Origin of the sequence: Neoroseomonas lacus (assembly GCF_014644535.1) — a bacterium.
Lineage (GTDB): Bacteria > Pseudomonadota > Alphaproteobacteria > Acetobacterales > Acetobacteraceae > Neoroseomonas > Neoroseomonas lacus.
In genome coordinates this window covers 136909-159320 of the sequence record NZ_BMKW01000013.1, presented here as the reverse complement: position 1 = coordinate 159320, position 22412 = coordinate 136909, and the positions used below count along the sequence as shown (strand labels likewise).

Annotated in this window: 22 protein-coding genes; 7 read left to right on the top strand and 15 right to left on the bottom strand. The window is 68.9% G+C overall.

Going from position 1 to position 22412, the window contains the following annotated elements:
• Positions 1-61: 61 nt before the first annotated feature.
• Both IEY36_RS23970 and IEY36_RS23965 read left to right on the top strand, forming a co-directional pair.
• Positions 62-1549, top strand: a complete 1488-nt coding sequence (locus IEY36_RS23970) for an SLC13 family permease (protein WP_188971629.1) — start codon at positions 62-64, stop codon at positions 1547-1549.
• Position 1550: 1 nt separating this feature from the next.
• Positions 1551-2492, top strand: coding sequence for a lactate/malate family dehydrogenase (locus tag IEY36_RS23965; protein ID WP_188971627.1), 942 nt, complete (start codon positions 1551-1553; stop codon positions 2490-2492).
• A gap of 36 nt (positions 2493-2528) precedes the next feature.
• Here the strand turns inward: IEY36_RS23965 and IEY36_RS23960 are convergent, their stop codons facing one another.
• The 4 genes from IEY36_RS23960 to IEY36_RS23945 all read right to left on the bottom strand — a co-directional run bounded on the left by IEY36_RS23960 (position 2529) and on the right by IEY36_RS23945 (position 6337).
• Positions 2529-3812 carry a TRAP transporter large permease gene (locus tag IEY36_RS23960; protein WP_188971625.1) on the bottom strand — a complete coding sequence of 428 codons (1284 nt, stop codon included), beginning with the start codon at positions 3810-3812 and terminating at the stop codon, positions 2529-2531.
• Entirely contained in the window at positions 3809-4405 is a 597-nt protein-coding gene (locus IEY36_RS23955) for a TRAP transporter small permease subunit (protein WP_188971623.1), read from the bottom strand. The genes IEY36_RS23960 and IEY36_RS23955 overlap by 4 nt, the downstream gene beginning before the upstream one ends.
• A gap of 13 nt (positions 4406-4418) precedes the next feature.
• Positions 4419-5489, bottom strand: a complete 1071-nt coding sequence (locus tag IEY36_RS23950) for a TRAP transporter substrate-binding protein (RefSeq protein WP_188971621.1) — start codon at positions 5487-5489, stop codon at positions 4419-4421.
• 95 nt (positions 5490-5584) lie between these two features.
• Entirely contained in the window at positions 5585-6337 is a 753-nt protein-coding gene (locus IEY36_RS23945) for an SDR family NAD(P)-dependent oxidoreductase (protein WP_188971619.1), read from the bottom strand.
• Between the two features lie 153 nt (positions 6338-6490).
• On the opposite strand from IEY36_RS23945, the gene IEY36_RS23940 reads away from it, so the two are divergent.
• Together IEY36_RS23940 and IEY36_RS23935 are read left to right on the top strand one after the other, a co-directional pair.
• A complete protein-coding gene (locus IEY36_RS23940; protein WP_188971617.1) occupies positions 6491-7495 on the top strand; it encodes an amino acid ABC transporter substrate-binding protein in 1005 nt (334 codons plus the stop codon).
• A 126-nt stretch (positions 7496-7621) separates the two neighbouring features.
• A complete protein-coding gene (locus IEY36_RS23935) occupies positions 7622-8659 on the top strand; it encodes an amino acid ABC transporter substrate-binding protein (RefSeq protein WP_188971616.1) in 1038 nt (345 codons plus the stop codon).
• 17 nt (positions 8660-8676) lie between these two features.
• Here IEY36_RS23935 and IEY36_RS23930 read toward each other — a convergent pair whose 3' ends face one another.
• The 3 genes from IEY36_RS23930 to gloB are packed head-to-tail and all read right to left on the bottom strand — an operon-like array spanning position 8677 to position 10488.
• Positions 8677-9141, bottom strand: coding sequence for a cupin domain-containing protein (locus tag IEY36_RS23930; RefSeq protein ID WP_188971614.1), 465 nt, complete (start codon positions 9139-9141; stop codon positions 8677-8679).
• Entirely contained in the window at positions 9141-9740 is a 600-nt protein-coding gene (locus IEY36_RS23925) for a glutathione S-transferase N-terminal domain-containing protein (protein WP_188971612.1), read from the bottom strand. Before IEY36_RS23925 ends, IEY36_RS23930 begins: the two co-directional genes overlap by 1 nt.
• 22 nt (positions 9741-9762) lie before the next feature.
• Positions 9763-10488 carry a hydroxyacylglutathione hydrolase gene (gene gloB / locus IEY36_RS23920; RefSeq protein ID WP_188971610.1) on the bottom strand — a complete coding sequence of 242 codons (726 nt, stop codon included), beginning with the start codon at positions 10486-10488 and terminating at the stop codon, positions 9763-9765.
• Between the two features lie 69 nt (positions 10489-10557).
• On the opposite strand from gloB, the gene IEY36_RS23915 reads away from it, so the two are divergent.
• The gene (locus IEY36_RS23915) at positions 10558-11253 is read left to right on the top strand and encodes a methyltransferase domain-containing protein (RefSeq protein ID WP_188971606.1); all 696 of its coding nucleotides are present in this window, start codon (positions 10558-10560) and stop codon (positions 11251-11253) included.
• Positions 11254-11319: 66 nt separating this feature from the next.
• On the opposite strand, the gene IEY36_RS23910 is transcribed toward IEY36_RS23915, so the two are convergent.
• The 3 genes from IEY36_RS23910 to IEY36_RS23900 all read right to left on the bottom strand — a co-directional run bounded on the left by IEY36_RS23910 (position 11320) and on the right by IEY36_RS23900 (position 14341).
• Positions 11320-12435 (bottom strand): glycosyltransferase family 4 protein, encoded by a 1116-nt coding sequence (locus tag IEY36_RS23910; RefSeq protein ID WP_188971604.1) that lies wholly within the window; start codon positions 12433-12435, stop codon positions 11320-11322.
• 242 nt (positions 12436-12677) lie between these two features.
• Positions 12678-13175, bottom strand: coding sequence for a L,D-transpeptidase family protein (locus tag IEY36_RS23905; RefSeq protein WP_188971602.1), 498 nt, complete (start codon positions 13173-13175; stop codon positions 12678-12680).
• The gene (locus IEY36_RS23900; RefSeq protein ID WP_456307059.1) at positions 13172-14341 is read right to left on the bottom strand and encodes a GTP cyclohydrolase II; all 1170 of its coding nucleotides are present in this window, start codon (positions 14339-14341) and stop codon (positions 13172-13174) included. Before IEY36_RS23900 ends, IEY36_RS23905 begins: the two co-directional genes overlap by 4 nt.
• 255 nt (positions 14342-14596) lie before the next feature.
• Between IEY36_RS23900 and IEY36_RS23895 the strand changes: the two genes are divergently transcribed.
• Positions 14597-15313: a response regulator transcription factor gene (locus tag IEY36_RS23895; protein ID WP_188971600.1), complete on the top strand. Its 717-nt coding sequence runs from the start codon at positions 14597-14599 to the stop codon at positions 15311-15313.
• A gap of 3 nt (positions 15314-15316) precedes the next feature.
• Here the strand turns inward: IEY36_RS23895 and IEY36_RS23890 are convergent, their stop codons facing one another.
• From IEY36_RS23890 to IEY36_RS23880, 3 genes are all read right to left on the bottom strand, one after another.
• Positions 15317-16045 (bottom strand): DUF5765 domain-containing protein, encoded by a 729-nt coding sequence (locus IEY36_RS23890; RefSeq protein ID WP_229681538.1) that lies wholly within the window; start codon positions 16043-16045, stop codon positions 15317-15319.
• Positions 16046-16231: 186 nt separating this feature from the next.
• Complete coding sequence (locus IEY36_RS23885; protein WP_268238184.1) at positions 16232-17557, bottom strand: ammonium transporter; 1326 nt, start codon at positions 17555-17557, stop codon at positions 16232-16234.
• Positions 17558-17601: 44 nt separating this feature from the next.
• Positions 17602-17940, bottom strand: a complete 339-nt coding sequence (locus tag IEY36_RS23880; protein ID WP_188971707.1) for a P-II family nitrogen regulator — start codon at positions 17938-17940, stop codon at positions 17602-17604.
• Between the two features lie 183 nt (positions 17941-18123).
• Here IEY36_RS23880 and IEY36_RS23875 point away from each other — a divergent pair, with 183 nt between their 5' ends.
• A complete protein-coding gene (locus tag IEY36_RS23875; RefSeq protein ID WP_188971593.1) occupies positions 18124-19347 on the top strand; it encodes a UbiH/UbiF/VisC/COQ6 family ubiquinone biosynthesis hydroxylase in 1224 nt (407 codons plus the stop codon).
• A 107-nt stretch (positions 19348-19454) separates the two neighbouring features.
• Here IEY36_RS23875 and IEY36_RS23870 read toward each other — a convergent pair whose 3' ends face one another.
• The gene (locus tag IEY36_RS23870) at positions 19455-20435 is read right to left on the bottom strand and encodes a Bug family tripartite tricarboxylate transporter substrate binding protein (RefSeq protein WP_188971591.1); all 981 of its coding nucleotides are present in this window, start codon (positions 20433-20435) and stop codon (positions 19455-19457) included.
• Positions 20436-20696: 261 nt separating this feature from the next.
• The gene (locus tag IEY36_RS23865) at positions 20697-22229 is read right to left on the bottom strand and encodes a class I adenylate-forming enzyme family protein (RefSeq protein ID WP_188971589.1); all 1533 of its coding nucleotides are present in this window, start codon (positions 22227-22229) and stop codon (positions 20697-20699) included.
• Positions 22230-22412: the final 183 nt, after the last annotated feature.

Here is a 22412-nt window from a genome sequence, read left to right as displayed (position 1 = left end):
TCAACATGCGGCGGCCCCGGCCGCGGCATGGTGCCGGCACCTGATCCGGAACCGTCGCGGCATGTCCCTCTCCTTCATCTCGCCCCCCGAACCTGAGTCGAACCGCAAGCTCGCTTACCTCGGGCTGGCGATCCTGCTCTATGTCGGCATGCTGCTGCTGCCCACGCCGGCCGGGCTGACGACCTCCGGCCAGGTCGCGCTCGGGCTTCTCGTGCTCGTCATCGTGCTGTGGATCAGCGAATGCGTGTCACCGGCCAACAGCGCGATCGTGTTGACCGGGGCGGCCGTGCTCGGGCTGATGGGCCATCCGTTGCGCGCCGGCGGGCCGCCGATGAGCTCGACCGCCGCGCTGTCCACAATGTTGACTGGCTTCTCCTCGACCGCCGTGCTGCTGGTGGCCGCCGCGCTGTTCCTCGCCGTGGCGCTGAAGCTGACCGGACTCGACCGGCGCGTGGCGCTGCTGGTGATGAGCAAGGTCGGCATCTCGCCGTCCCGCCTGATCCTCGGCGCCATGCTGGTCGGCTTCGTGCTGGCGCTGTTCATTCCCTCCGCCACCGCCCGTGTCGGCGCGGTGATCCCGATCATGGTGGGGGTGACCGCAGCCCTTGGCCTGCCGGTCGCCAGCAGCCTGGGCGCGACGCTGATGATCGTCACCGCTTCCGCCTGTTCGATCTTCAATATGGCGGTCAAGACCGGAGCGGCGCAGAACCTGATCAGCCTGAACTTCATGGAGCAGGCCTTCGGCCACACCATCAGCTGGGGCGGCTGGTTCGTCACCACGCTGCCTTTCACCCTGGGCATGTGCGTGGTGCTGTACATCGCCGCGATCCTGGTGCTGCGCCCGCAGGTGCCAGCCAAGGCCGAGGCCGAGGCGCGCCTCGCCGAGGAAGTGTCCAAGCTCGGCCCCATCACCGCGGCCGAGAAGCGGCTGATGGCGGTGGCCGTGCTGCTGCTCGCGTTGTGGTCCACCGAAGGCACGCTGCATCCCTTCGATACCGCCACCACCACCCAGATCGGCATCGCGCTCCTGCTGATGCCGCGCATCGGCGTCATGCACTGGTCGCAGGCGGAGAAGCTGGTGCCCTGGGGGACCATCATCCTGTTCGCCGCCGGCATCTCGCTCGGCACGCTGATGGCGACCACCGGGGCGGCGGCTTGGCTTGCGCAGGTCACGCTCGGCCAGTTGGGCCTTGGAGCGCTGCCAGTCTTCATGGTGGTGGGCGCGCTCTCGCTGTTCAGCATCGTGCTGCATCTGGGCTTTGCCTCGGCGACGGGCCTCGCCAGCACGCTGATCCCGATCATGATCGCCTTCGCCCAGACCCTGCCGGTCGGCCGCGAGGTCGCCTTCGGCATCGTGCTGATCCAGAGCTTCGTCGTCTCCTTCGGCTTCATCCTGCCGACCAACGCTCCGCAGAACATGCTCTGCTACGGCACCGGAGCCTTTACCATCGCGCAATTCGCCAAGGTGGGCGTGATCGTCACCGTCGCGGGCTGGCTGCTGATCATGCTGCTGTCGGCGACGCTGTGGCCGATGATGGGCGTGCTGTGACGTGGCCGGGGTCGTCGGCATTGTCGGCACCGGACTGGTCGGTGCCGCGGCAGGGTATCTGCTCGCCCTGACGCCGGGCGTGCGAGAGGTGGTGCTGACCGACCTCGACACCGCCCGCGCCACCAGTGAGGCCGCCGATATCGCCCATGCCGCCGCCTTCGGCAGCACCGCGCTGGTGCGCGCGGGCGGCTATGCGGACCTTGCCGGGGCGGATGTCGTGGTCATCACCGCGGGGGTCAGCCTCAAGCCGGGGCAGACGCGGCTTGACCTGCTGGCGACCAATGCGCGCATCGTCAGCGGCATCATCGAGCGGGTGCTGGCCGTTGCGCCGGAGGCCGTGCTGCTCTTCGCGACGAACCCCGTCGACGTGATGCCGGCACTTGCCGTACGGCGCTTCGGCCTGCCGCCGGGGCGGGCCATCGGCACCGGCTGCGCGCTGGATTCGGCGCGCTTCCGCGACCGGTTGGCGCGCCAATTCGGGGTCGCGCCGCAATCCATGCATGCCTATGTCCTCGGCGAACACGGCGATTCCGAAGTGCTGCACTGGTCGGGCGTGCATGTCGCGGCGATGCCGCTGGCGCGCTTCGCCGAACAGGTCGGCGCGCCGATCACGCCGGCACTTCAGGCCAGGATCTCGAAGGAGGTCCGCAGCTCCGCCTATCGCATCAAGGAAGGCAAGGGCGTCTCCAATTTCGGCATCGGCGGCTGCATCGCGCGGCTGACCCAGGCCTTGGTGAATGGCGAGCAGACAATCTTCACCGTCTCCACCTTCATGGAGGAAGCGCTGGGCGTGCCGGACACCTGCATCTCGTTGCCGCATGTGCTGGGCGCGCGCGGCGCTTCGGCATCCATGATGCCGCCGCTGGATGCGGTGGAGACCGTCGCGCTGCGGCACAGCGCGACGGTGATCCGCGAGGCGATCGGCGCGGCGCTGGCGGGGTGATGATGTGGCGGAGGGGCGCCGACTGCCCCTCCGCCCTTACCGGAGCGCCTGCGGCAGGGTCAGCGCGATCTGCGGGAAGGCGATCAGCAGCGCGATCATCACCAGCAGCGTGCCGACGAAGGGCGCCGACCCGAGGATGACATCCTTCACCGGCCCTCGCTCCCGCACGCCCTGCACGACGAACAGGTTGAAGCCGACCGGCGGGGTGATCAGCGCGGTCTCCAGCAGCAGCATCATCATCACGCCGAACCACACCGGGTCGAGCCCGAGGCTGAGCACCACCGGCATCACCAGCGGCACGGTCGCGACCATCATGGACAGCGTCTCCATGAACATGCCGAGCACGAAGTAGAAGATGACGATGGCGATGATGGTCTGGGTTGGTGTCAGGCCCAGATTGCCGATCACCTCCGTCACCATCCGGCCCAGCCCGATCGAGCCGATGATGAAGTTGAGGAAATAGGCGGCGATCAGGATCAGCATGATCATCGCCGTGGTGCGCATGGTGCCTTCGAACACCGCGCGCAGCATCGCCCAGGACAGCGCATCGCGCCACCAGGCCAGCACGAAGGCCACCAGCACGCCGAGCGCCGCGCTTTCCGTCGCCGTGGCCAGGCCGGCATAGATCGACCCGATCACCGACCCGAACAGCAGCAGCGGTGGCACCAGGTCGGGCAGCGCGGCGATGCGCTCGCCCCAGGTCACGCGGCGCTTCTGCCCGCCCCAGGCTGGCCGCACCACACAGGCGATGACCACCGTCGCCATGAACAGCACCGCCAGGATCGCCCCGGGCAGGATGCCCGCCAGGTAGATCTGCGGGATCGAGGTGTCGGTCAGCGCCGCATAGATGATCATCGGGATCGATGGCGGGATCAGGATGCCGAGCGTCCCGCCCGCCGCGATGGTGCCGAGGAACAGGCGCTCATTGTATCCCTGCACCTTGATCTGGCCGACCGCGACGGTGCCGATCGTCGCCGCGGTGGCGACCGACGAGCCAGAGATCGCCGCGAACAGCGTACAGGTGCCGATATTGGCGTGCATCAGCCCGCCCGGCAGCCAGCCGAGCCAGCGCGCCATCGCGTCGTACATGCGCTCGGCGATGCCTGAGCGCAGCATCACCTCCCCCAGCATCACAAAGAGCGGGATGGAGAACAGCACGACGTCGGTCGACACGCCCCAGGCGCTGTCGCCCAGGACGCGGCGCAGCGGCAGGAAGGAATAGAGCACGTCGAGCGACAGCCCGAGCCCCATCAGCGCGGCGGCCACCGGCAGCGACAAGGCCAGCAGCCCGACCAGGATGCCGATTGCGACGCCGATCATGCGGCACCGCCGCCGGCGCGGATCGCCTGCTGGGCGGCGCGCTCGTCGGCGAGTTCCTCGGCCGCGGTCTTGGTGCCAAGCAAGTGCTGCACACCCATCGCGTCGCCCCGCACCATCAGGATAAGTGCCCGCAGCATCAGCAGGATCGAGACCAGCGCGAACCAGGCGAGCCCGGCGAACCACAGCCCCTGCGGATAGGAGAGCGGCGTGTTCAACTGCGTCAGCGCCCGCGCGCCGAGCGACCAGGACTGCGCGAAGACGCGCCAGCTCTGCATCGCCAGGAAGGAGGCGAGCGAGACCATCGCCGCCATCGCGAGCAGGTCGAAAGCCGCCGCCACGCGCACCGGCAGCAGCGTGTAGAGCGTGTCGATCCGCACATGCGCGCGGTCGAGCAGCGCCAGGGCGAAGGCGAAGGCGCTGGACACCGCCAGCGCATAGCCCGACAGCTCATCCGAGCCGCCGATGGTGAAGGAGAAGCCGGCGCGCAGGAGCACATCCACCGATACGATTACGGCGGCGAGCACGACGAGCCCGCCGCCGAACCAGGCCCCGGCACGGCTGATTGCCGTGGCGAGGACAATCAGCCCTTGCATGCGTCCACTGACCTCACAGACGGTCGAGCGGAATGCGCAGATTCACGATCGGCCCGACCGTGGCGTTCCAGCGCTCGGCGCAGGGGCGCCCGCAGCGACGGCCCCAGGCGGTCAGCACCGTCTCGTTCAGGATCTGGGTGCGGCGCGCCTGGTCGGAAGCGGGCACCGGTACCAGCGTCATGTGCCCCGGGCGACCCATGGTGCAGTCCGGCCGGCCGATGTTGCAGGCGATGCCCTGGTCCGTGGCGCGGTTCATCAGCGTCCACAGGTCGTTCTCCATCGTGCCGAACTGCGTCGTGAAGAACTGCTGCACCGCCGGTGGGAAGCGGTTCCAGGCATCGCGGTTCACCGCCTGGAAGGCGATCGACCAGCCGGCATTCAGCGTGAACAGATGCGTCGTCACCTCCGGCCAGCCGGCGGCGTTGCCTGACAGCGTGCCGGTCAGGCCGCAATCGACCACGCGACGCTGCATGGCGGGCACCACCTCGGGGAAGGGAATGGTGACGGCGGCCGCGCCCACCGCGCGAACGAAGTCGCCCTGGGTGATGTTGAAGACGCGCACGCGCTTGCCGCGCAGGTCCTCGAGGCTGGTGATCGGCGTGTTGCACCAGTAGACGATGGACGGGTTCGGGAACAGCGCCAGCAGACGCGCGTTGAACTTGCGCTCCATCGCTTCGGCCATCACCGGCCGCCAGGCCTCGCAGGCACGCCGGGCGGTCTCAATGTCATCGACCATGCCGGCCAGGTCGCAGCCTTCGAACACCGGATCGTCGCCGGCCATCTTCGAGATGTCGGAGGAGGCGAAATCCGTCACACCCTGCTGCAGCACGCGCAGGATCTGGAAGTCGCGGACGCCGACGGTGTCCTGATTGGCGTATTCGGCGGTGATGCGCCCGCCCGAGGCTTCCGGAATCCGTTGCGTCCAGAAGGGACGCTCAACCTCATGCACCTGCAGCAGGTTGGAGAAGTATCCGACGACGCGCACGCGCGTCTGCGGCAATTCCTGCGCCTCGGCGGGACGCGGCGCGATCAGGCTGGTGCCGGCCGCCAGGATGGCGGCGGCGAGAATTGGTCCCAGACGCATTGTTTCATCCTCCGTGACGCGCGATCTGACGCCGCACGCTTTTGCAGGTCACAAGAAGATCACGCGGCGCGCGACGAAGTCAAACCGCCCCCGGGTCAATTGCTGCCACCATCCACCACGAAGTGCTGGGCGGTCACCATCGCGCTGTCATCTGCGGCGAGCCACAGCACCATGCGCGCGATGTCGTCCGGCAACAGCCTTCCCTTCAGGCATTGGTTGGCCTGGCTGCGCGCCTCGGATTCCGGCGTGACCCACAGCGCGATCTGCCGCTCGGTGTAGATCCAGCCCGGCACGACCTCGTTCACTCGGATGCGGTCCGGGCCGAGGTCGCGGGCGAGACCGCGCGTCAGCCCGCGCACCGCCGCCTTCGCCGTGGTGTAGGCCGGCATGCCGCCGGTGCGGTTCATCCAGGAGATGGAGCCGAGATTGATGATCGACCCGCCGCCGGCGCGGCGCATCATCGGCACCACCGCCTGCGCGCAGAAGAACTGGTGGCGCAGGTTGGTCGCCATGCGTTCGTCCCAGTAGTCGGGCTCCACCGTTTCCAGGGCGTGGCGGTCGTCGCGCGCCGCGTTGTTGACCAGCACGGTGATGTCGCCGAGCCGCCCCGCCGCTTCGGCCACGGCCGCGCGCAGGGCGACGATGTCGCGCAGGTCGCAGGGGATGAACAGCGCGCCGGTCTCGGCGGCGACCTTCGCGCCGCCTGTCGCGTCGAAGTCGAGGAAGGCCACGCGCGCGCCCTGCTGTGCGAAGCGCGCAACGGTGACGGCACCGATGCCGCCGGCGCCCCCGGTGATGAGAACGACGCGGCCCATGAGGCTCGGGTAGCGGGCGAATTGCTCGGTCATGGCGTTTCTCTCTGTTGTGGCACCGACGAAGGCTGGGATGGACGTCAGGATGATTGACAGTGCTGCGGTGCAACAGCGACCATCACGGCGGGAGATCCATTAAACGGAGAGGCTTTCATCATGGTCAAACGAGGCCTTGCGGCCGCGTGCGCGATGCTGTGCGCAACTTTTGCGGGCAGCGCCCTGGCGCAGAACAGTATCCCGAGCCCGACGCTGGATGCCGTCCGTGCGCGGGGGCAACTGGTCTGCGGCATCAACACCGGCGTTGCCGGCTTTGCCCTGCCCGACAGCCGCGGCGTGTGGCAGGGGCTCGATGTCGAGATGTGCCGCGGCTTGGCCGTAGCCATCTTCAACGACGTCTCGAAGGTTCGCTTCGTGCCGCTGTCCTCGTCCACGCGCTTCACGGCGCTGGGCGCGGGGGAGGTCGACGTGCTGTTCCGCACCTCGACACAGACGATGCTGCGCGACACCACGCTCGGCCTGCGCCATGTCACTACCTATTTCTATGACGGCCACGGCTTCATGGTGCGCGCCGCCGCCGGCGTCACGCATGCGCGCGACATGAACGGCGCGACGATCTGCCTGCTCCAGGGCACGACGAACGAACAGGTGACGGCGGATTACTTCCGGTCGATCAACGTGCCATTCCAGCCGGTGATCTTCGAACGCGGCGACCAGGCCCAGGCGGCGCTGCTCGCCGGCCGCTGCGATGCCTATGGCACGGATGCCTCCTCGCTCGCGGCGATGCGATCCACCATGCCGACACCGGCGGATTGGACGGTGCTGCCTGAACGGTTCTCGAAGGAGCCGTACTCAGCCTATATCCGCCGGGGTGACGACAATTGGTTCGATATCGTGCGCTGGTACACCACCGCGGTGATCGAGGCGGAGGAACAGGGCCTGACGCGCGCCAATGTCGAGCAGATGCGCACCAGTTCCACCAACCCGAACACGCGCCGCCTGCTGGGCGTCACGCCGGAACTCGCCCAGTCCATCAAGCTGGACCCGGCCTGGGCGTTCAACGTGATCCGCACGGTCGGCAATTACGGCGAGATATACAACCGCACCATGGGCCCCGACACACCGGTCGGCCTGCCGCGCGGGCCGAACAATATCTGGACGCAGGGTGGGCTGCTCTACGCCCTGCCGATGCGTTGAAACGAAGGGCGGGGCCGTCTCGCGCGGCCCCACCCCCGTGACGCCGGGATGACGGCGTTGACAGAGCCCTGACCCTGCGGCGACGATCCGCTCCCAAAAGTCAGACAACAGGAAGGGCATGTCATCATGTTGAGACGGAGCGTTGCGGTCGCATTGGCCGCCTTCTGTGCGGCCTTCGCCGGTGCCGCGTCGGCGCAGACCAATATCCCGAGCCCGACACTCGATGCGGTTCGCGCCCGCGGTACGCTCAACTGCGGCATCCATACCGGCGTCGCCGGCTTCGCCTCGCCCGACAGCCGCGGCGTCTGGCAGGGCTTCGATGTCGACATGTGCCGCGGCCTTGCGGCGGCGATCTTCAATGATCCGGCGAAGGTGCGCTTCATCCCGCTGTCCTCGTCGACGCGCTTCACCGCGCTGGGGTCGGGCGAGATCGACGTGCTGTTCCGCACCTCGACCCAGACCATGCTGCGCGACACCACGCTCGGCCTGCGCCACGTCACGACGTACTTCTATGACGGCCACGGCTTCATGGTGCGCGCCAATGCGGGCGTGCAACGCGTGCGCGACATGGGCGGTGCCACCATCTGCCTGATCCAGGGCACGACGAATGAACAGGTGACGGCGGACTACTTCCGCTCGGTCAATGTGCCGTTCCAGCCGGTGGTGTTCGAGCGTACGGACCAGGCAGCCGCCGCGTTGGTCGCCGGGCGTTGCGACAGCTTCGGCACCGATGCCTCCCAGCTTGCCGGCGTGCGCGCCTCGATGCCCAATCCGAGCGAGTGGACCATCCTGTCGGAGCGTTTCTCCAAGGAACCCTACGGCGCCTATGTCCGCCGTGGCGACGACAACTGGTATGACATCGTCCGCTGGTACACGACGGCGATCATCGAGGCGGAGGAGCAGGGCGTCACCCGCGCCAATGCCGAACAGATGCGCGCCAGCTCGGTCAACCCGAATACGCGCCGCCTGCTGGGCGTGACGCCGGAACTCGGCCAGTCGATCAAGCTCGACCCGCTCTGGGCCTACAACGCGATCCGCGCGGTCGGCAATTATGGCGAGGTCTACGAACGCACCATGGGGGAAGCCACGCCGGTGTCGCTGCCGCGTGGTCCGAACAACCTTTGGACGAATGGTGGCCTGCTCTACGCGCTGCCGATGCGTTGACCGCATCGGGCGGGGGGTTACCCCTCCCGCCCCTTGCGCGGCTCCGGCCGCCAGTCGGGCGGTGCCAGCTCGAATCCCGCGAAGTCGAAGGCGGGGCTCACCGTGCACCCCACCAGCGTCCAGCGCCCGAGCGAGACCGCCGCCTGCCACCACCCCTTCGGCACCATCGCAAACGGACGCTGATGCTGTGTCATGTCGGGGCCGAGATGCACCGCCTGCGCATCATGCCCGTCCGCCGAGATCGACAGCGCCAGCGGCCCGCCGGCATACCAATGCCAGGCCTCCGCGGCATCGACGCGGTGCCAATGGCTGAACTCATCGGCCGCCAGTAGAAAGTAGATCGCCGTCCCGGCGCCGCGTGACCCGTCCGCCGGGGCATCGCGCCAGATCTCGCGAAAATGCCCGCCTTCCGGATGCGGCTGCAGCTCCAGCGCGGCAATGACCTGCGCGGCCGTCACCGATGGGTCGCGCAGGTCCAGCATCAGCCGACCGGCACCGTCTGCGCCAGCGGCGGCAGTTCGGACACCGCGGCGAACCAAGCGGCGAGCGCCGGACGCGTCTCCCGCCACGGCTCATGCGCGAAGCGGAAATCGAGATAGCCGAGCGCACAACCCACCGCGATCGCGCCGATATCCGACAGGCCCTGCGGTGGTGCCTTCTCCAGCACGTCGAGCGCACGATCGACCGCCGCCTTCTGCCGCACATCGACGGCGCGGCGCGCGTCATCCTGCGGATGCGGCATGTTCATCCGCCGCGTCAGCGCGGCATCGAGGATGCCGTCGGCGGCCGCATGCATGACCTGCGCGGCCAGCCGTGCCGCGCTGCCGGTTGGTGGGAAGAGCGGCGCCGCATCGCCCAGCGTGTCGAGATATTCGCAGATCACCGGGCTGTCATAGACCGCCACGCCGTCATCGGTGACCAGCGCCGGCACCTTGGACAGCGGATTGTCAGCCAGCAGTTCGGGCGACGAGGCATAGGGGTTGGCCGGGACCGTCTCGATCCGCCCGGCGATGCCACGCGCGATGGCGCAGGCCATCACCTTGCGGACATAGGGGCTGGTCGCGGCGTGGTGCAGCTTCATCGGGCATTCCTTGGCCGGGTGTTCAACGGAAATTGTCCTTGGCGCTGCGGATGCGCGCGAGGGCCTCGACATCCTTCGCCCGCAGGAAGGGATTGGTCTCGAGTTCCTGGCCAATCGTCGTCGGCACCGTGGCGCGGCCCTCGGCACGCTGCGCGGTGGCTTGCTCGGCCCGCGCCCGCAGCGCCGCATTCTCCGGCTCCACCGTCAGGGCGAAGCGGGCGTTGCTCACCGTGTATTCATGGCCGCAGCAGACTAGCGTCTCGGGCGGCAGCCCCGCGAGCAGCCGCAGGCTGGCGAACATGTCCGCTGCTGTACCTTCCAGCAATCGCCCGCAGCCGAGCGAGAACAGCGTGTCGCCGCACAGCAGAATGCCGCAGTCGGGGAAGTGATAGGCGATATGCCCGAGCGTATGCCCGTCGCTCGCCAACACCTTGACGGGCACGCCCAGCACATCGGCCGTCTGGCCGGGCTCCACCACGATGTCGAGGGCGGGGAGGCGATGCGCATCCGCCTTCGCCCCCATCACCTTCGACCCGTAGCGCGCCACCAACGCCGCCACGCCATCGACATGGTCGCCATGGTGATGCGTCAACAGGATCAGGTCGAGCTTGCTGCCCGCCGCCTCGACCGCCGCGACCACCGGACCTGCCTCCCCAGGGTCGCAGACCGCCAGCCGCCCATCGGGGGCGCGCAGCAACCAGATGTAGTTGTCGGACAGGGCGGGCAGGGCGGTAACGGTAAGTGGCATGGCCGGCATATCTCCTGGCAGGCGCGGCAGGGCATCCCACGCGGCGCTTCTCTCCCCTATATCCCCCGCATGACTGGAGAGGTCCACGGCTTCGCCGCCTTCTATGCGTCCCCCGCCGGGGCGGTGGCCGCGCGCCTGCTGGCCCAACGGCTGCGAGTGCTGTGGCCGTCGCTGCGTGGCCAGGCGGTGCTCGGCATTGGCCACACCGCGCCCTACCTGGCGCTGTGGTCGGTCGAGGCCAGCCGCAGCATCGCCCTCTCCCCCGCGCCTCTCGCCGGCGACGTCGCCCCCGGTATCGGTGCTCCGCTGGTCGCGGAAGAAGCTGCCATGCCCTTCCCGGACCTGTCCTTCGATCGGATCCTGCTGATCCACGGGCTCGAGATCACCGAGAACGCCCGCCGCCTGCTGCGCGAGGTCTGGCGTGTGCTCAAGGATGACGGGCGGCTGCTGGTGGTGGCGCCGAATCGGCGCGGGCTGTGGGCGCATGCCGAGCACACCCCCTTCGGCCACGGCCAGCCCTATTCCCCCGGCCAGGTGACGCGACTGCTGGAACGACACCTGTTCCGCGTCGAACGGCGCGATTCGGCGCTTTACATGCCACCCTACGCGCCCTTCCTGCGCGCCGGCGGGGCATGGGAGGCCGCGGGGCGGGCGGTCTGGCCGGCACGCCATGCCGGGCTCGCCATCGTCGAGGCGCGCAAGGACCTGTTGGCGGCGTCGCCGGCCGGGAAAGTGGCGGTGGGGCGGCAGGTGGTGCCGGCCTGACAGCGCGCACCGGAGAGAGGTCTTGCCCCGCCGGACGTCCTCCAAAGGTCGCCAGTCCTTGCCCGATCAGGCGCCCAGCAACGCCGCCGTTCGCCCCAACACCTTCGCCTCGTCGAACTTCTCCAGCGCCATCGCCTGCCCGGCCGCGCCCATCCTCGCCCGTAGCGCCGCGTCGCTGGCGAGCCGCGACAATGCCGCCGCCAGGGGTGCATCGGTCATCGGCGGCACCAGGAATCCGGTCTCCCCGTCCCGCACCTGTTCGCGCGGCCCGCGGATGTCTGTCGCCACTACGGGCAGGCCGGTCAGCATCGCCTCGATGATCGACATGGGCAGGCCCTCAAAATGCGAGGGCAGGCAGAACACGTCCGATGCCGCGAGGATCGCCGCGATGTCATGGCGGTAGCCCAGCCGCTTCACCCGGCGCGGCCCCAGCGTGGCCTCCGCCCGGGCGAAGTGGGGGTCGAGGTCCTCGCCGTGGTCGGAGGCGAGGCGTTCGCCCACCACCCAGAGCACGGCGTTGTCCGGGGTGGCTTCCATGGCGCGGAGCAGTTCGGGGTGGCCTTTGTGACGCACCAGGCGGGAGACGGCGGTGATGACGCAGTCGCCCTCCGAGGCGCCGAGTTCGGCGCGGATCGCGGCGCGGGCAGTCGGGTCGGGGTGGAAGATGGCCGGGCTGCGGCCGTTCAGCACGGCGGTCGCGTGGGGGTGGATGCCAAGGCGGCGGGCGTCGGCGGCTTCTTCCTCGCTGACGGTCAGGAAGGTTTCGGTGACACGACCGCCGAGGCGTTCGAGCTGCAGCGAGAGGGATTTCCGCCACCACGGCCCCGGCTGGTTGAACAGAAAGCCGTGGCAGGTATAGGCGATGTGCGGCACGCCGGCGGCGCGCGCCGCGAGCCGCCCGAGCAGCCCGCTGATCGGCATATGGGCGTGGACCAGGTCGAATTTCTCGCGCCGGAAGAAGTCGTACAGGGCGTGGAAGGCGCGTGCCTGCGGGATGGGGTTGAGGCTGCGGGCGAGCGGCAGGGCCTCAATGCGGAAGCCTTCGGCACGCGGTGCGTCGAGCAGCGGGCCCTCGGCGCAGACGCCGACGACCTCATGGCCGCGACCGCGCAGTTCGCGCATCAGCGGCAGCAGGAAGTGGCGCAGGGAGAAGTCCACATTCGTCAGTTCGCAGATTTTCACGCAGGTCCTCGCCGACGCCAGAGAGGGGCGGTGCCCCTGACCCCACCCAAGGCACAAGGCCCTTTGGAATCCCCTACCCGGTGTGCTGCACCAAGCGCCGCCTGCTTCGCCTCAATACAGGGTTGGCGCAAGGTCCCCGCTGTGGAGCGCCGGCACCAAGTCGAGGTGTCCAGAGGCCCTTAGGCCTTTGGTGGGGAGAGGTCCGGAGAGGGGCAAAGCCCCTCTCTGGCCCAGCCACCGCGTCAGCCAACCACCTCGATCGCCGTCATCCCCGCGCCCAACAGCCGCCGCAGATCGGCCTCCGGCAGCGCCACGCACCCTTCGGTCGGCGCCAGCCCAGGCCGCGCGAGATGCAGGAAGATCGCGCTGCCCCGTCCTCGCACCACTGGCGCGTCGTTCCAGCCGAGCACGCCGATGACGTCATACACCGCATCCTCGCGCCACAGCGTCTCGTGCCGGGCCTCGTGGGGCAGGCGGATGTGGGTGTTGTAGTCGCGATGCGTCGGGTCGTCGCACCAGCCGTCATTCGGGGCGATCGGTTCGGCCGGCAGGCTGGTCACGGGCCGCGCGCCACGATCGGCGCGCCACAGGATGCGCCGGATCGGCAGCAGGCCGGTTGGGGTCGCGCCGTCGCCTTCCTGCTTGTTGGCGCGGATGCCGCCCTGGCCGAGCGCGCAGCGCAGCGTCTGCCCCTGGAAGCGCAGCAATCCGTCCGCCGTGACGCGGGCAATGCCGCTCATTCCGGCAGCAGGTGGCCGAACCGCCGCGCCTTGGTCTTGAGGTAGCCGTCATTCACCCCGTTCGGGTCGAAGACATGGGCTTCTCGGCCCAGCACCTCAATGCCGCAGGCGGTCAGGCCGGCCACCTTGTCGGGGTTGTTGGTCAACAGCCGGATGCTCTCGACCCCGATCGCGCGCAGCATGGTGGCGGCGACCAAGAAGTTGCGCTCATCGGCGCCATAACCCAGCGCCCGATTGGCATCGAGCGTGTCGAGCCCCTCATCCTGCAGGGTATAGGCGCGCAGCTTGTTCACCAGGCCGATGCCGCGGCCTTCCTGCGCCAGGTAGAGTAGCACCCCGCCGGCCGGGTCCTGCACCATGCGGCCGATGGCGCCGCGCAGTTGCGGGCCGCAATCGCAGCGCAGGCTGCCCAGCAGGTCACCGGTGAAACATTCGGAATGGACACGGACCAGCGGCGCACCGCCCTCCGCGGCGGTCTTCTCCGGAGTGCCAATCAGGATGGCCAGATGCTCGATGCCGCCATCGGCGGCACGAAAGGCGACGATTCGGGCCTCGGGCGCGTCCTCGAGCGGCACGCGCGCCTCGGCGACCCGTTTCAGCGACGTCGCCGCGGTGGCCGGATAGGCCAGAACCTCGGCGGCATCGACGCTCAGCAGTGACAGGCGGCCGGCGGCAGCCTCGATCGCCGGCGCGGCGACGAGGGCCGGCAGCAGCCGGCCGAGTTTGGCCAGCGCGATGGCCGCCTGGGCGAGCGGCGGCACCGCCACGCGTTCCGGCAAGTCGGGCAGCAGCCGTTCGGCGGTCGGGTCGGCCAGGCTGCGCAGCACCTCAGGCGCGGTCAGCCCCGGTGGCAGGCGCAGCGCGACGGCGGCGGCTTCATCCTCGGTCGCATGGGGGACCGGGCGATGCAGCACCGCGGCAGCCCGTGCCGGGGCAAGCAGCAGGACCGGCGCGCAGCGCGCGACGTCCGAGAGTTCGGCCAGCCCCAGGGCGCCGACGGTCTCCGCCGCCGCGACGATGAGGCAGCCTTCCGGGCCACGCAGCAGGACCGGCGTGCCCCGCCGCAACTCGGCCATGGCCCGATGCACATGCCGCAGGGCCGGGACCCGTGGGTCGCCGGTCACGTCGGACATGGGTTCGGTGGCAAGGCTGCCGTTTGGCATCATGGATTGGCGTTCCGTCGTTGGATCGATGGCACACCCGGAATATGGCGCACCGAAGGCGGTACTTCGATCCCTGGATGTGGTACGTTGCGCCAACTCGTCCAGATACGTGAAGTCTCAATCACAGATGCGCGATTTCGCGCCTCATGCCAGCTGGGCGCTGGCACAACGGTGGCCGACAGTTCATTAGGACCACTAATACTTTGCAGTTTCGCCGGGGGACGGGGAGACTGGCAACAGATGAGGGGACAGACTGGAATGGCAGGGCCGCGTCCTGTTCTAATTGTTGAGGACGATGCGGCGCTCGCCGCAACCCTCACCGACCAGTTGGCACTGGATGCTGAATTTGAACCGTCCGTGGTCGGGCGATTGTCGGAAGCAGAAGCGTTGCTGGCAACGCCCGGGGTCCATTTCGACCTTGTGCTGCTCGACCTCACCCTGCCGGATGGCGACGGGCGGGAATTCTGCATACGGGCGCGGCGAGGCGGCTTTCGCATGCCGATCATCATGCTGACCGGATCGGATAGCGAGGCGGATATTGTCAGCGGCCTCGATGCCGGGGCGAATGACTACATCGCCAAGCCGTTTCGGTTGGCGGAACTTCTCGCGCGCATCCGGGTTCAGCTGCGGGTCTATGACAGCAGCGAGGACGCAATCTTCCAGGTTGGGCCCTATCTGTTCCGCCCCGCCGCCAAGCAGCTCCATGACCCGGCCAACGGCAAGCGTCTTCGCCTGACGGAGAAGGAGGCGGCGATCCTGAAATACCTGTATCGCGCCGGCGGCAAGCCCGTGCCGCGCCAGATCCTGCTGAACGAGGTCTGGGGCTACAACAGCAACGTCACGACCCATACGCTCGAGACGCATATCTACAGGCTGCGGCAGAAGATCGAGCCCAACCCGGCCGAGACGCGCATCCTGGTGACGGAAACCGGCGGCTACCGGCTGGAGCTGGCACCCCCGGCCGAGGGCGCCTGAGCGTCACGTCTGTCCCGGCAGCGGTACCGCCCAGAACCACCACCGCCGCGCCTCGACGCGGCGGCGGATCGCCGGGCTGATCCCGATCAGCACGATTCCGATCGAGAAAAGGCACCAGATGGCCGGTGCCTCGTTGCTGCTGCCGGTCAGCTGCCAGGCCAGGATGGGGCCGACCAGCGCGTGGAACACCACGAAGCGCCAGGACCCATAGAGCACCGGCAGCAGGAAGACCGTGATCATGTAGGTCGGGAAAACCGTGCCCAGCCGCGGAACATTGGCGAGCGGGGCGAGCATGTCGTTGACCGGAATCTGCCAACCGATGTGCCATTCCCCGCTGATGGTGCATAGCGGCGACCCGCAAAGCGCCGAGCCCGCTTGGCATGTCCCCGCCCAGTCGAAGGGATAGAGCTGCAACAGCATCACCACCGCCGAGGCGCCGCAGCAGATGAAGGTCGCCATGCGTACCCGCGCCCGCACCGTTTGCGGCACCAATTCCATGGCGAAGGCGTTGATGAAGAACGGCTGGAAGACGATGTGCAGGTAAGCCAGCAGGGAACTCACCTGGTTCACCGGGCTGCTGCATTGGTCGACCGTCGCGTAGCCCGCGACCTGCAGCGCCTCCATCAGGGTGAAGTAGGCGAGGGTGGCCGGTATCGCCGCGGGTTCGCCGCGGCGGATCGTGACTGTGGTCGCGACGGCGCCGATGCCGACCATCGAGACGGTCGCTTCCATGGACCAGCACATTCGCGCGAGCACCCCCCCCCGGCCCGGTCGGCGGGCTGCCGGCCGAAGTATGCGGCCTTGCGCGCCCGCAAGTCACGAAGGGCCGCCTGCCGGTGGGATCGCGCCGGCCCGGAACGGCAGCGGGCGCGAAGGTTGCCCCTCGCGCCCGCGCAGACCCGTCGAAGGTTGGAGGGATCAGTTGATCCGCTCGCCGTGCAACGTCACGTCGAGGCCTTCGCGTTCCTCTTCCTCGGTCACCCGCAGCCCGACGATGACGTCGACGATCTTGAGGATGATGAAGGTCGCCACCGCCGTGAAGACGAGGGTCGCGCCCACCGCCGTGCACTGCTTGATGAACTGTTCCATCGAGCCGCCCGAGCCGTCCGGCGCCGCCGGGGTCGCCGAGAGCGGCCCATAGGCGAGGAAGCCGACCAGCAGCGCGCCGACGATGCCGCAGATGCCGTGCACGCCGAAGGCGTCCAGGCTGTCGTCATAGCCGAGCGCATGCTTGAGGGCCGTCGCCCCCCAGAAGCCGGCCACGCCAGCCACCAGGCCGATGATCAGCCCCGAGCCCGGTAGCACGAAGCCAGCCGCCGGGGTGATGGCGACCAGGCCCGCCACCGCGCCGGATATCGCGCCCAGCACCGAAGGTTTGCCCTTGGTCATCCATTCGATGATCACCCAGGACAGCGTCGCCGCGCCGGCAGCGATCTGCGTCACCAGCATCGCCATGCCCGCGCGGCCACCGCCCGAGGACAGCGCCGAGCCGGCATTGAAGCCGAACCAGCCCACCCACAGCAGCGAGGCGCCGATCACGGCGAGGCCCAGGTTGAAGGGCGACATGTTCTCGCTGCCGTAGCCGATGCGCTTGCCGAGCACGAGGGCGGCCACCAGGCCGGCGACGCCGGCATTGATGTGCACCACCGTGCCGCCGGCGAAGTCGAGCGCGCCGAGCGCGAACAGCCAGCCATTCGGATGCCAGACCCAATGCGCGATCGGCGCATAGACCAGCAGCGACCACAGCGTGACGAACAGCACCAGGGCCGAGAACTTCATGCGGTCCGCCACCGCGCCGGTGATCAGCGCGGCGGTGATGATCGCGAAGGTCATCTGGAACATCAGGAAGACGCTTTCGGGGATGGTCATCGCCACCGCCGCGTCGCCCGTGCCCAGCGTGAACGGCTTGTCCCAGTTCTCCGCGATGCCCGTGAGCATCACGCGGGAGAAGTCGCCGAAATACTCGCCGCCCTCGCCGAAGGCGATCGAATAGCCAGCCACCATCCACAGCACCGTGACCAGCGCGGTGATGAAGAAGGACTGCATCATGGTGGCGAGCACGTTCTTCTTGCGGACCATGCCCGCATAGAACAGTGCCACGCCCGGCACCGTCATCATCAACACCAGGGCGGTGGAGGTCAGCATCCAGGCGGCATCGCCCGTATCCACCTTGGGGGCTTCCTGCGCCATCGCGGGCATCGCCGCGACCAGCAGGGCCGCGGCGAGCCCGCCGCGCGCGAACATGCGCTTCACCTTGTTTGTGTCCTTTCCGTGCATGGTCGCCGGCCTCACAGGGCCGAGTTGTCGGACTCGCCCGTGCGGATGCGCAGGGCGCGCTCCACATCCAGGACGAAGATCTTGCCGTCGCCGATCTTGCCGGTGCGCGCGGTCGTGGCGATCGCCTCGACCACGGCGTCGGCGAGCTCGGCCGGTACGGCGACCTCGATCTTCACCTTGGGCAGGAAGCTCACATGGTATTCGGCCCCGCGGTAGATTTCGGTCTGGCCTTTTTGCCGGCCGAATCCCTTGACCTCGGTTACCGTCAGCCCCTGGACGCCGAGCGGGGTGAGCGCTTCGCGCACCTCATCCAGCTTGAAGGGTTTGATCACAGCCATAACTAGTTTCATGACGCCGTCCTGTTCCCTCTCTGCGGCGGACCCGGTCATGACTTCCAAGACCCGTGCCACAGGCGGAATCAGCCGTAGCGCCGGGATGGGGGCGATGCTGCGACGTCAAGTGCGCATAATTCATGCAACAGCACAAAAGCGGAGCATGCTGGCAGCCGGACCGTTCGGCCCTAGATTGAGCGCATGACAACACCCCTCGAAGTCGAGGTCTGCATCCTCGGCGCCGGCCCCGTTGGCGCCACCCTGGCCGCCGCCCTTGCCGATGGTGGCGTGCGCGCCGCGGTGGTCGATGCCGCGCCGCTGCCGCCGATGGAAATGCCGGCCTTCGACGGCCGCGCCTATGCGATCGCGTTGACCTCCCGCCGGCTGCTCGATGCCGCGGGGGTCTGGGAAAACCTGCCCGAGGAGCCTTGCCCGATCCTCGGAATCCAGGTCGCCGACGGCCGCCCCGGCGAACATGCCTCGCCGCTGTCGCTGCATTTCGACCATGCCGAGCTCGGCGGCGAGCCCTTTGGATGGATGGTCGAGGCGCGCTCGCTGCGCGTCGCTCTCAATGCCCGGCTGCCTTCATTGCCCGAATTGTCGGTCTTCGCGCCCGCCACCGCCACGGTGGAGCGAAGTGCTGAAAAAGTCAGCATCCGCCTGTCGAGCGGGCAGGAGATCCGGGCGCGTCTCGTCGTCGGTGCCGAGGGGCGGCAGTCGCCCCTGCGCCAGGCGGCCGGCATCCCGGTGACGCGGCTCGACTATCACTGCCTCGGCATTGTCGGCGCGGTCGCGCATGAGAGGCCGCACCACAATCAGGCGGTGGAGCAGTTCCTGCCCCATGGGCCCTTCGCCCAATTGCCCATGCAGGGCATCCCGGGCCACCCGCATGTCAGCGCCATCGTCTGGACCGAGCGGACGGCGGTGGCCAAGCGCTGCCTCGCGCTCGACGATGCGGCCTATGGGCGGCAGATTGCCGCGCGGATCGGTGACCGGCTGGGTGCGGTGACGCCGATCGGCCGGCGCTGGTCCTATCCGCTGAGCGCCATGCATGCCGCCCGCTATACAGCCGAACGGCTGGCGCTGGTGGGTGACGCCGCGCATGGCATTCACCCGATCGCCGGGCAGGGGCTGAACCTCGGCTTCCGCGACGTCGCCGCCCTCGCCGAGATGGTGGTCGCTGCGGTGCGGGCCGGGGAGGATCCGGGCGGACCGGCGCTGCTGGCGCGCTACCAGGCGGCGCGGCGGCCCGACAGTCTTGTGATGCTCGGCGCGACACATGTGCTGGAGCGGCTGTTCACCTCGCCGCTGCCGCCGGTGCGGCTGGCGCGACGGCTCGGTATCGCGGCGGTGGACCGATTGCCGGGACTCAAGCGCTTCTTCGCGGCGCGGGCGATGGGCTTGGCGAGCGCGTCGCTGTCCTGATGCCGATGCCCGATGGCAGCCCTGCACGTCGCTCCTGCAGCGCCTTGTATCTTGAAACCAACGACATGAGCCTTTGACTCATGCCGTTGGCATAGTCGGAAAGCGCTCTAATCCAGCCGGATATTGGCCCGCTGGATGATGCCCTGGAACAGCGCGCGCTGTTCCGCGAGATAGGTGTTGAACGCGGCGCCCGTGCGCGGGATCGGCTCGACGCTGATGCTCTCGAAGCGGGCGCGGATCTCGGGCTGGGCCATCGCCGCGACCACCTCGGCGGCGAGCCGCTCGACGATCGGCTCCGGCAGGTGGCCCGGACCCATCAACCCGACCCAGGCACCGGCATCGAAGCCGGCCAACGCCCCCGGCTGGCGGGCGAAGGGTTCGACGCCAGGCGCCAGTGAGCTGCCGGCCGACAGCGAGATGCCGAGCGCCCGTAGCGCGCCCTGGCGCACCAGCGGGTTGGTCGCGGCCATCGTCTCGATGCTGTAGTTGATCTGCCCGCCCATCAGCGCCGTCATCGAGGGCGAGCTGCCGGCGAACGGCACATGCAGCGCCTCGATCCCGGCGGCGGCATTGAACGCCTCGATGATCAGATGTGCGGTCGCCGCGGTGCCTGACGACCCGAAGGTGTAGTGCCCTGGTCGTGCCCGCAGCAGGGCGATGAATTCCTGGATGTTCTGCGCGGGGAAATCGGGTTTCACCACCAGCAGATAGGGCGACACGCCGAACATCGCGATCGGCGTCAGGTCACGCGTGGGGTCATAGGGCAGGCGCTGCAACAACGGCGCGATGGTGATCGGCCCGGAGGACCCGGCGAGCAGCGTGTAGCCATCCGGCGCGGCCTTGGCGACCACGTCGGAGCCGATGCTACCACCGGCGCCTGCCCGGTTTTCAGGCACGACCGGTTGGCCGAGGCGCTCCTGCAGGCGTTGGGCGATCACCCGGCCGGCGAGGTCGGTGGCTTGGCCCGGTGGCCACGGAATGACGAGGCGGATCGGCCGGCTTGGCCAGGGCGCCTGTGACTGGGCGGCGGCGAGGCCAGGCAGGCAGCAGGCAATGAGAGCAAGCGCGAGGCGTAGCGCCTTCGGCATCCGGACGTTCCTTCCTGAACAGGGTTGGCCGGCGGTTATCCCGCCTGGTTGACATCATCTCAGCACGTTTTGCCGCGCTTCGCGATGGGGGCAAACCCGGCGCGGGGCACTCGCCATAGGCTGCGCCCCGCGCGCCGCGTCAGCACGCGTCTCTAAAACAGGCGCGATCCTTCGAAAAATAGGCGCCGATGATCGTCTCGGCCTTTGGTCGCAGCAAGCCGGGATGGTGTGCCGCCGCCGTGTCGTGTGCCGCTTGGCTGGCTACTGCGGCCCTCGTGCCACAAGTTTCGGGCGCGGCCCGTCCTCCAGCGCATGGGTGGCGAGGATCGCTTCCCGCACCCGGGCACGGACCACCTTGCCCTGGGCGTTGCGCGGCAGTTCGGGCAGCGTCAGCCAGGCGCGCGGATGCTTGTGCCGCGCCAGGGCGGCGATGCGCGTCGCGGCCTCCTCCTGCCAACCCGGCGGCGGGTTCTCGGCGACGGCGACGATCACCTCCCCCCAGTAATCCGAGGCCAGGCCGAGCACGCAGATCGCCCGTCCGGCCGCCGCGCCGTCCAGCACCGTCTCGATCTCACCCGGGTGGATGCGGTAGCCGCCCGATTTCATGACATCCGCCGCCCGGCCCGACAGGTGCAGCCGCCCGCGCAAGTCGATCGCACCGAGGTCCCCGGTGCGGTGCCAAGCCCCTGGCGGCCGGGCGGCGAAGCCCGCGCCGCTGATTGTGCCGGCATTCATGTGCCGCCCGCGCAGCCATATCTCGCCCGGCTCCAGCGCCGGCAGTGGCGCGCCCTCCTCGTCGCGGATGGACACCTCCACCCCCGGCGCCGGCCAGCCGAGGCAGGCGCCGAGGCCCTGGTCCTCGGCCGCCATTAATTCGGCCACCTCCGGCGCTTCCAGCACGGTGATCGGGTTGAAGCACTCGCTCATGCCATAGGTGATGCGCACCACCGGGCCGAAGGCCTCCGCCGCCCGCTGCCACAAGCCGCGCGACAGAGTCGAGGTGCCGGTGAAGATGCAGCGCACCCCCTCGAATCGCCGACCGGGAAACAGCGAGAGGATCTTCGCCAGCACCGTCGGCGGCGCGAAGATGGCCGACGGACCGGCTTCGAGGATCGGTGCGATCGCCTCGGCGCGAACGCCATCCTGCAGCACCACCTCGGCCCCCTGTTCCAGCCAGGCGGCGGCGATCAGCGAGGCACCATGCACATACGGCGTCATCAGCAGGATGCGGTCGCCGCGGCCGGGGGTGAAAGGCAGCACGGCGCGCTGCAGCAGATGCGCGGTCCAGCGGCCACCATGGGTATGCACGATCGCCTTGGGTCGGCCCGTGGTGCCCGAGGTGAAGATCAGCCGCCCCCAGGCATCGGCCGGCACCGGTGGCAGGGCCACGGGCGCGGGGTCCGGGGCGATCGCCTCGATCGGCCAGGGCTCGAAGCCGAGCGCCGCCAGCCGTTCCGCCTGCGCGGCCGGGGCGAGGATACGGCGGAAGCCGGTCAACTCGGCGAACCAGAGGATTTCGGTATCGGTGGAATGGGCGTTGACCGGCACCTCGGCAGCGCCGGCGATCGTCACGCCATAGCTGACCCAGGGCGCCTCCACCCCATTCGGCACCAGGGTCGCCACCGGCGCCCCAGGCACGACGCCCGCCGCGCGCAGCCGGTGCGCCAGCGCATGCGCCCGCGCGGCCAGCGTGGCGAAGCTCATCGATTGCAGGCCATCAGTCACGGCAACGCGGTCGCCAAAGCGGGCCGCGATGGTGAGCAGGTCGTTCGACCAGGCGATTCCATCCCTCATGGGGCGGAGGGTCGGCGCCACAGGCCGAAGCGTCAAACCGAGGCGGAAAAGGTCGAGGGGCGCTGCCCCTCGAGCACCCCCGGCAGGAAACTCAGTTTCCTGCACCTTCGTCCGATTTCTGCGAAATCGACGGTCTTGCTCCGCGTGCGGTTCGCTGGCCGGATGCGCGACAACACACAAGGA

Excerpts from the sequence above, each read along its gene's own strand:
- IEY36_RS23875 (WP_188971593.1), top strand. The coding sequence starts at position 18,124 with ATGACAACACCCCTCGAAGTCGAGGTCTGCATCCTCGGCGCCGGCCCC.
- IEY36_RS23935 (WP_188971616.1), top strand. The coding sequence starts at position 7,622 with ATGTTGAGACGGAGCGTTGCGGTCGCATTGGCCGCCTTCTGTGCGGCC.
- gloB (WP_188971610.1), bottom strand. The coding sequence starts at position 10,488 with ATGCCACTTACCGTTACCGCCCTGCCCGCCCTGTCCGACAACTACATC.
- IEY36_RS23890 (WP_229681538.1), bottom strand. The coding sequence starts at position 16,045 with ATGGAAGCGACCGTCTCGATGGTCGGCATCGGCGCCGTCGCGACCACA.
- IEY36_RS23925 (WP_188971612.1), bottom strand. The coding sequence starts at position 9,740 with ATGAAGCTGCACCACGCCGCGACCAGCCCCTATGTCCGCAAGGTGATG.
- IEY36_RS23940 (WP_188971617.1), top strand. The coding sequence starts at position 6,491 with ATGCTGTGCGCAACTTTTGCGGGCAGCGCCCTGGCGCAGAACAGTATC.
- IEY36_RS23970 (WP_188971629.1), top strand. The coding sequence starts at position 62 with ATGTCCCTCTCCTTCATCTCGCCCCCCGAACCTGAGTCGAACCGCAAG.
- IEY36_RS23930 (WP_188971614.1), bottom strand. The coding sequence starts at position 9,141 with ATGCTGGACCTGCGCGACCCATCGGTGACGGCCGCGCAGGTCATTGCC.
- IEY36_RS23915 (WP_188971606.1), top strand. The coding sequence starts at position 10,558 with ATGACTGGAGAGGTCCACGGCTTCGCCGCCTTCTATGCGTCCCCCGCC.
- IEY36_RS23960 (WP_188971625.1), bottom strand. The coding sequence starts at position 3,812 with ATGATCGGCGTCGCAATCGGCATCCTGGTCGGGCTGCTGGCCTTGTCG.
- IEY36_RS23870 (WP_188971591.1), bottom strand. The coding sequence starts at position 20,435 with ATGCCGAAGGCGCTACGCCTCGCGCTTGCTCTCATTGCCTGCTGCCTG.
- IEY36_RS23880 (WP_188971707.1), bottom strand. The coding sequence starts at position 17,940 with ATGAAACTAGTTATGGCTGTGATCAAACCCTTCAAGCTGGATGAGGTG.
- IEY36_RS23895 (WP_188971600.1), top strand. The coding sequence starts at position 14,597 with ATGGCAGGGCCGCGTCCTGTTCTAATTGTTGAGGACGATGCGGCGCTC.
- IEY36_RS23865 (WP_188971589.1), bottom strand. The coding sequence starts at position 22,229 with ATGAGGGATGGAATCGCCTGGTCGAACGACCTGCTCACCATCGCGGCC.
- IEY36_RS23955 (WP_188971623.1), bottom strand. The coding sequence starts at position 4,405 with ATGCAAGGGCTGATTGTCCTCGCCACGGCAATCAGCCGTGCCGGGGCC.
- IEY36_RS23945 (WP_188971619.1), bottom strand. The coding sequence starts at position 6,337 with ATGACCGAGCAATTCGCCCGCTACCCGAGCCTCATGGGCCGCGTCGTT.
- IEY36_RS23900 (WP_456307059.1), bottom strand. The coding sequence starts at position 14,341 with ATGATGCCAAACGGCAGCCTTGCCACCGAACCCATGTCCGACGTGACC.
- IEY36_RS23905 (WP_188971602.1), bottom strand. The coding sequence starts at position 13,175 with ATGAGCGGCATTGCCCGCGTCACGGCGGACGGATTGCTGCGCTTCCAG.
- IEY36_RS23885 (WP_268238184.1), bottom strand. The coding sequence starts at position 17,557 with ATGTTCGCGCGCGGCGGGCTCGCCGCGGCCCTGCTGGTCGCGGCGATG.
- IEY36_RS23950 (WP_188971621.1), bottom strand. The coding sequence starts at position 5,489 with ATGCGTCTGGGACCAATTCTCGCCGCCGCCATCCTGGCGGCCGGCACC.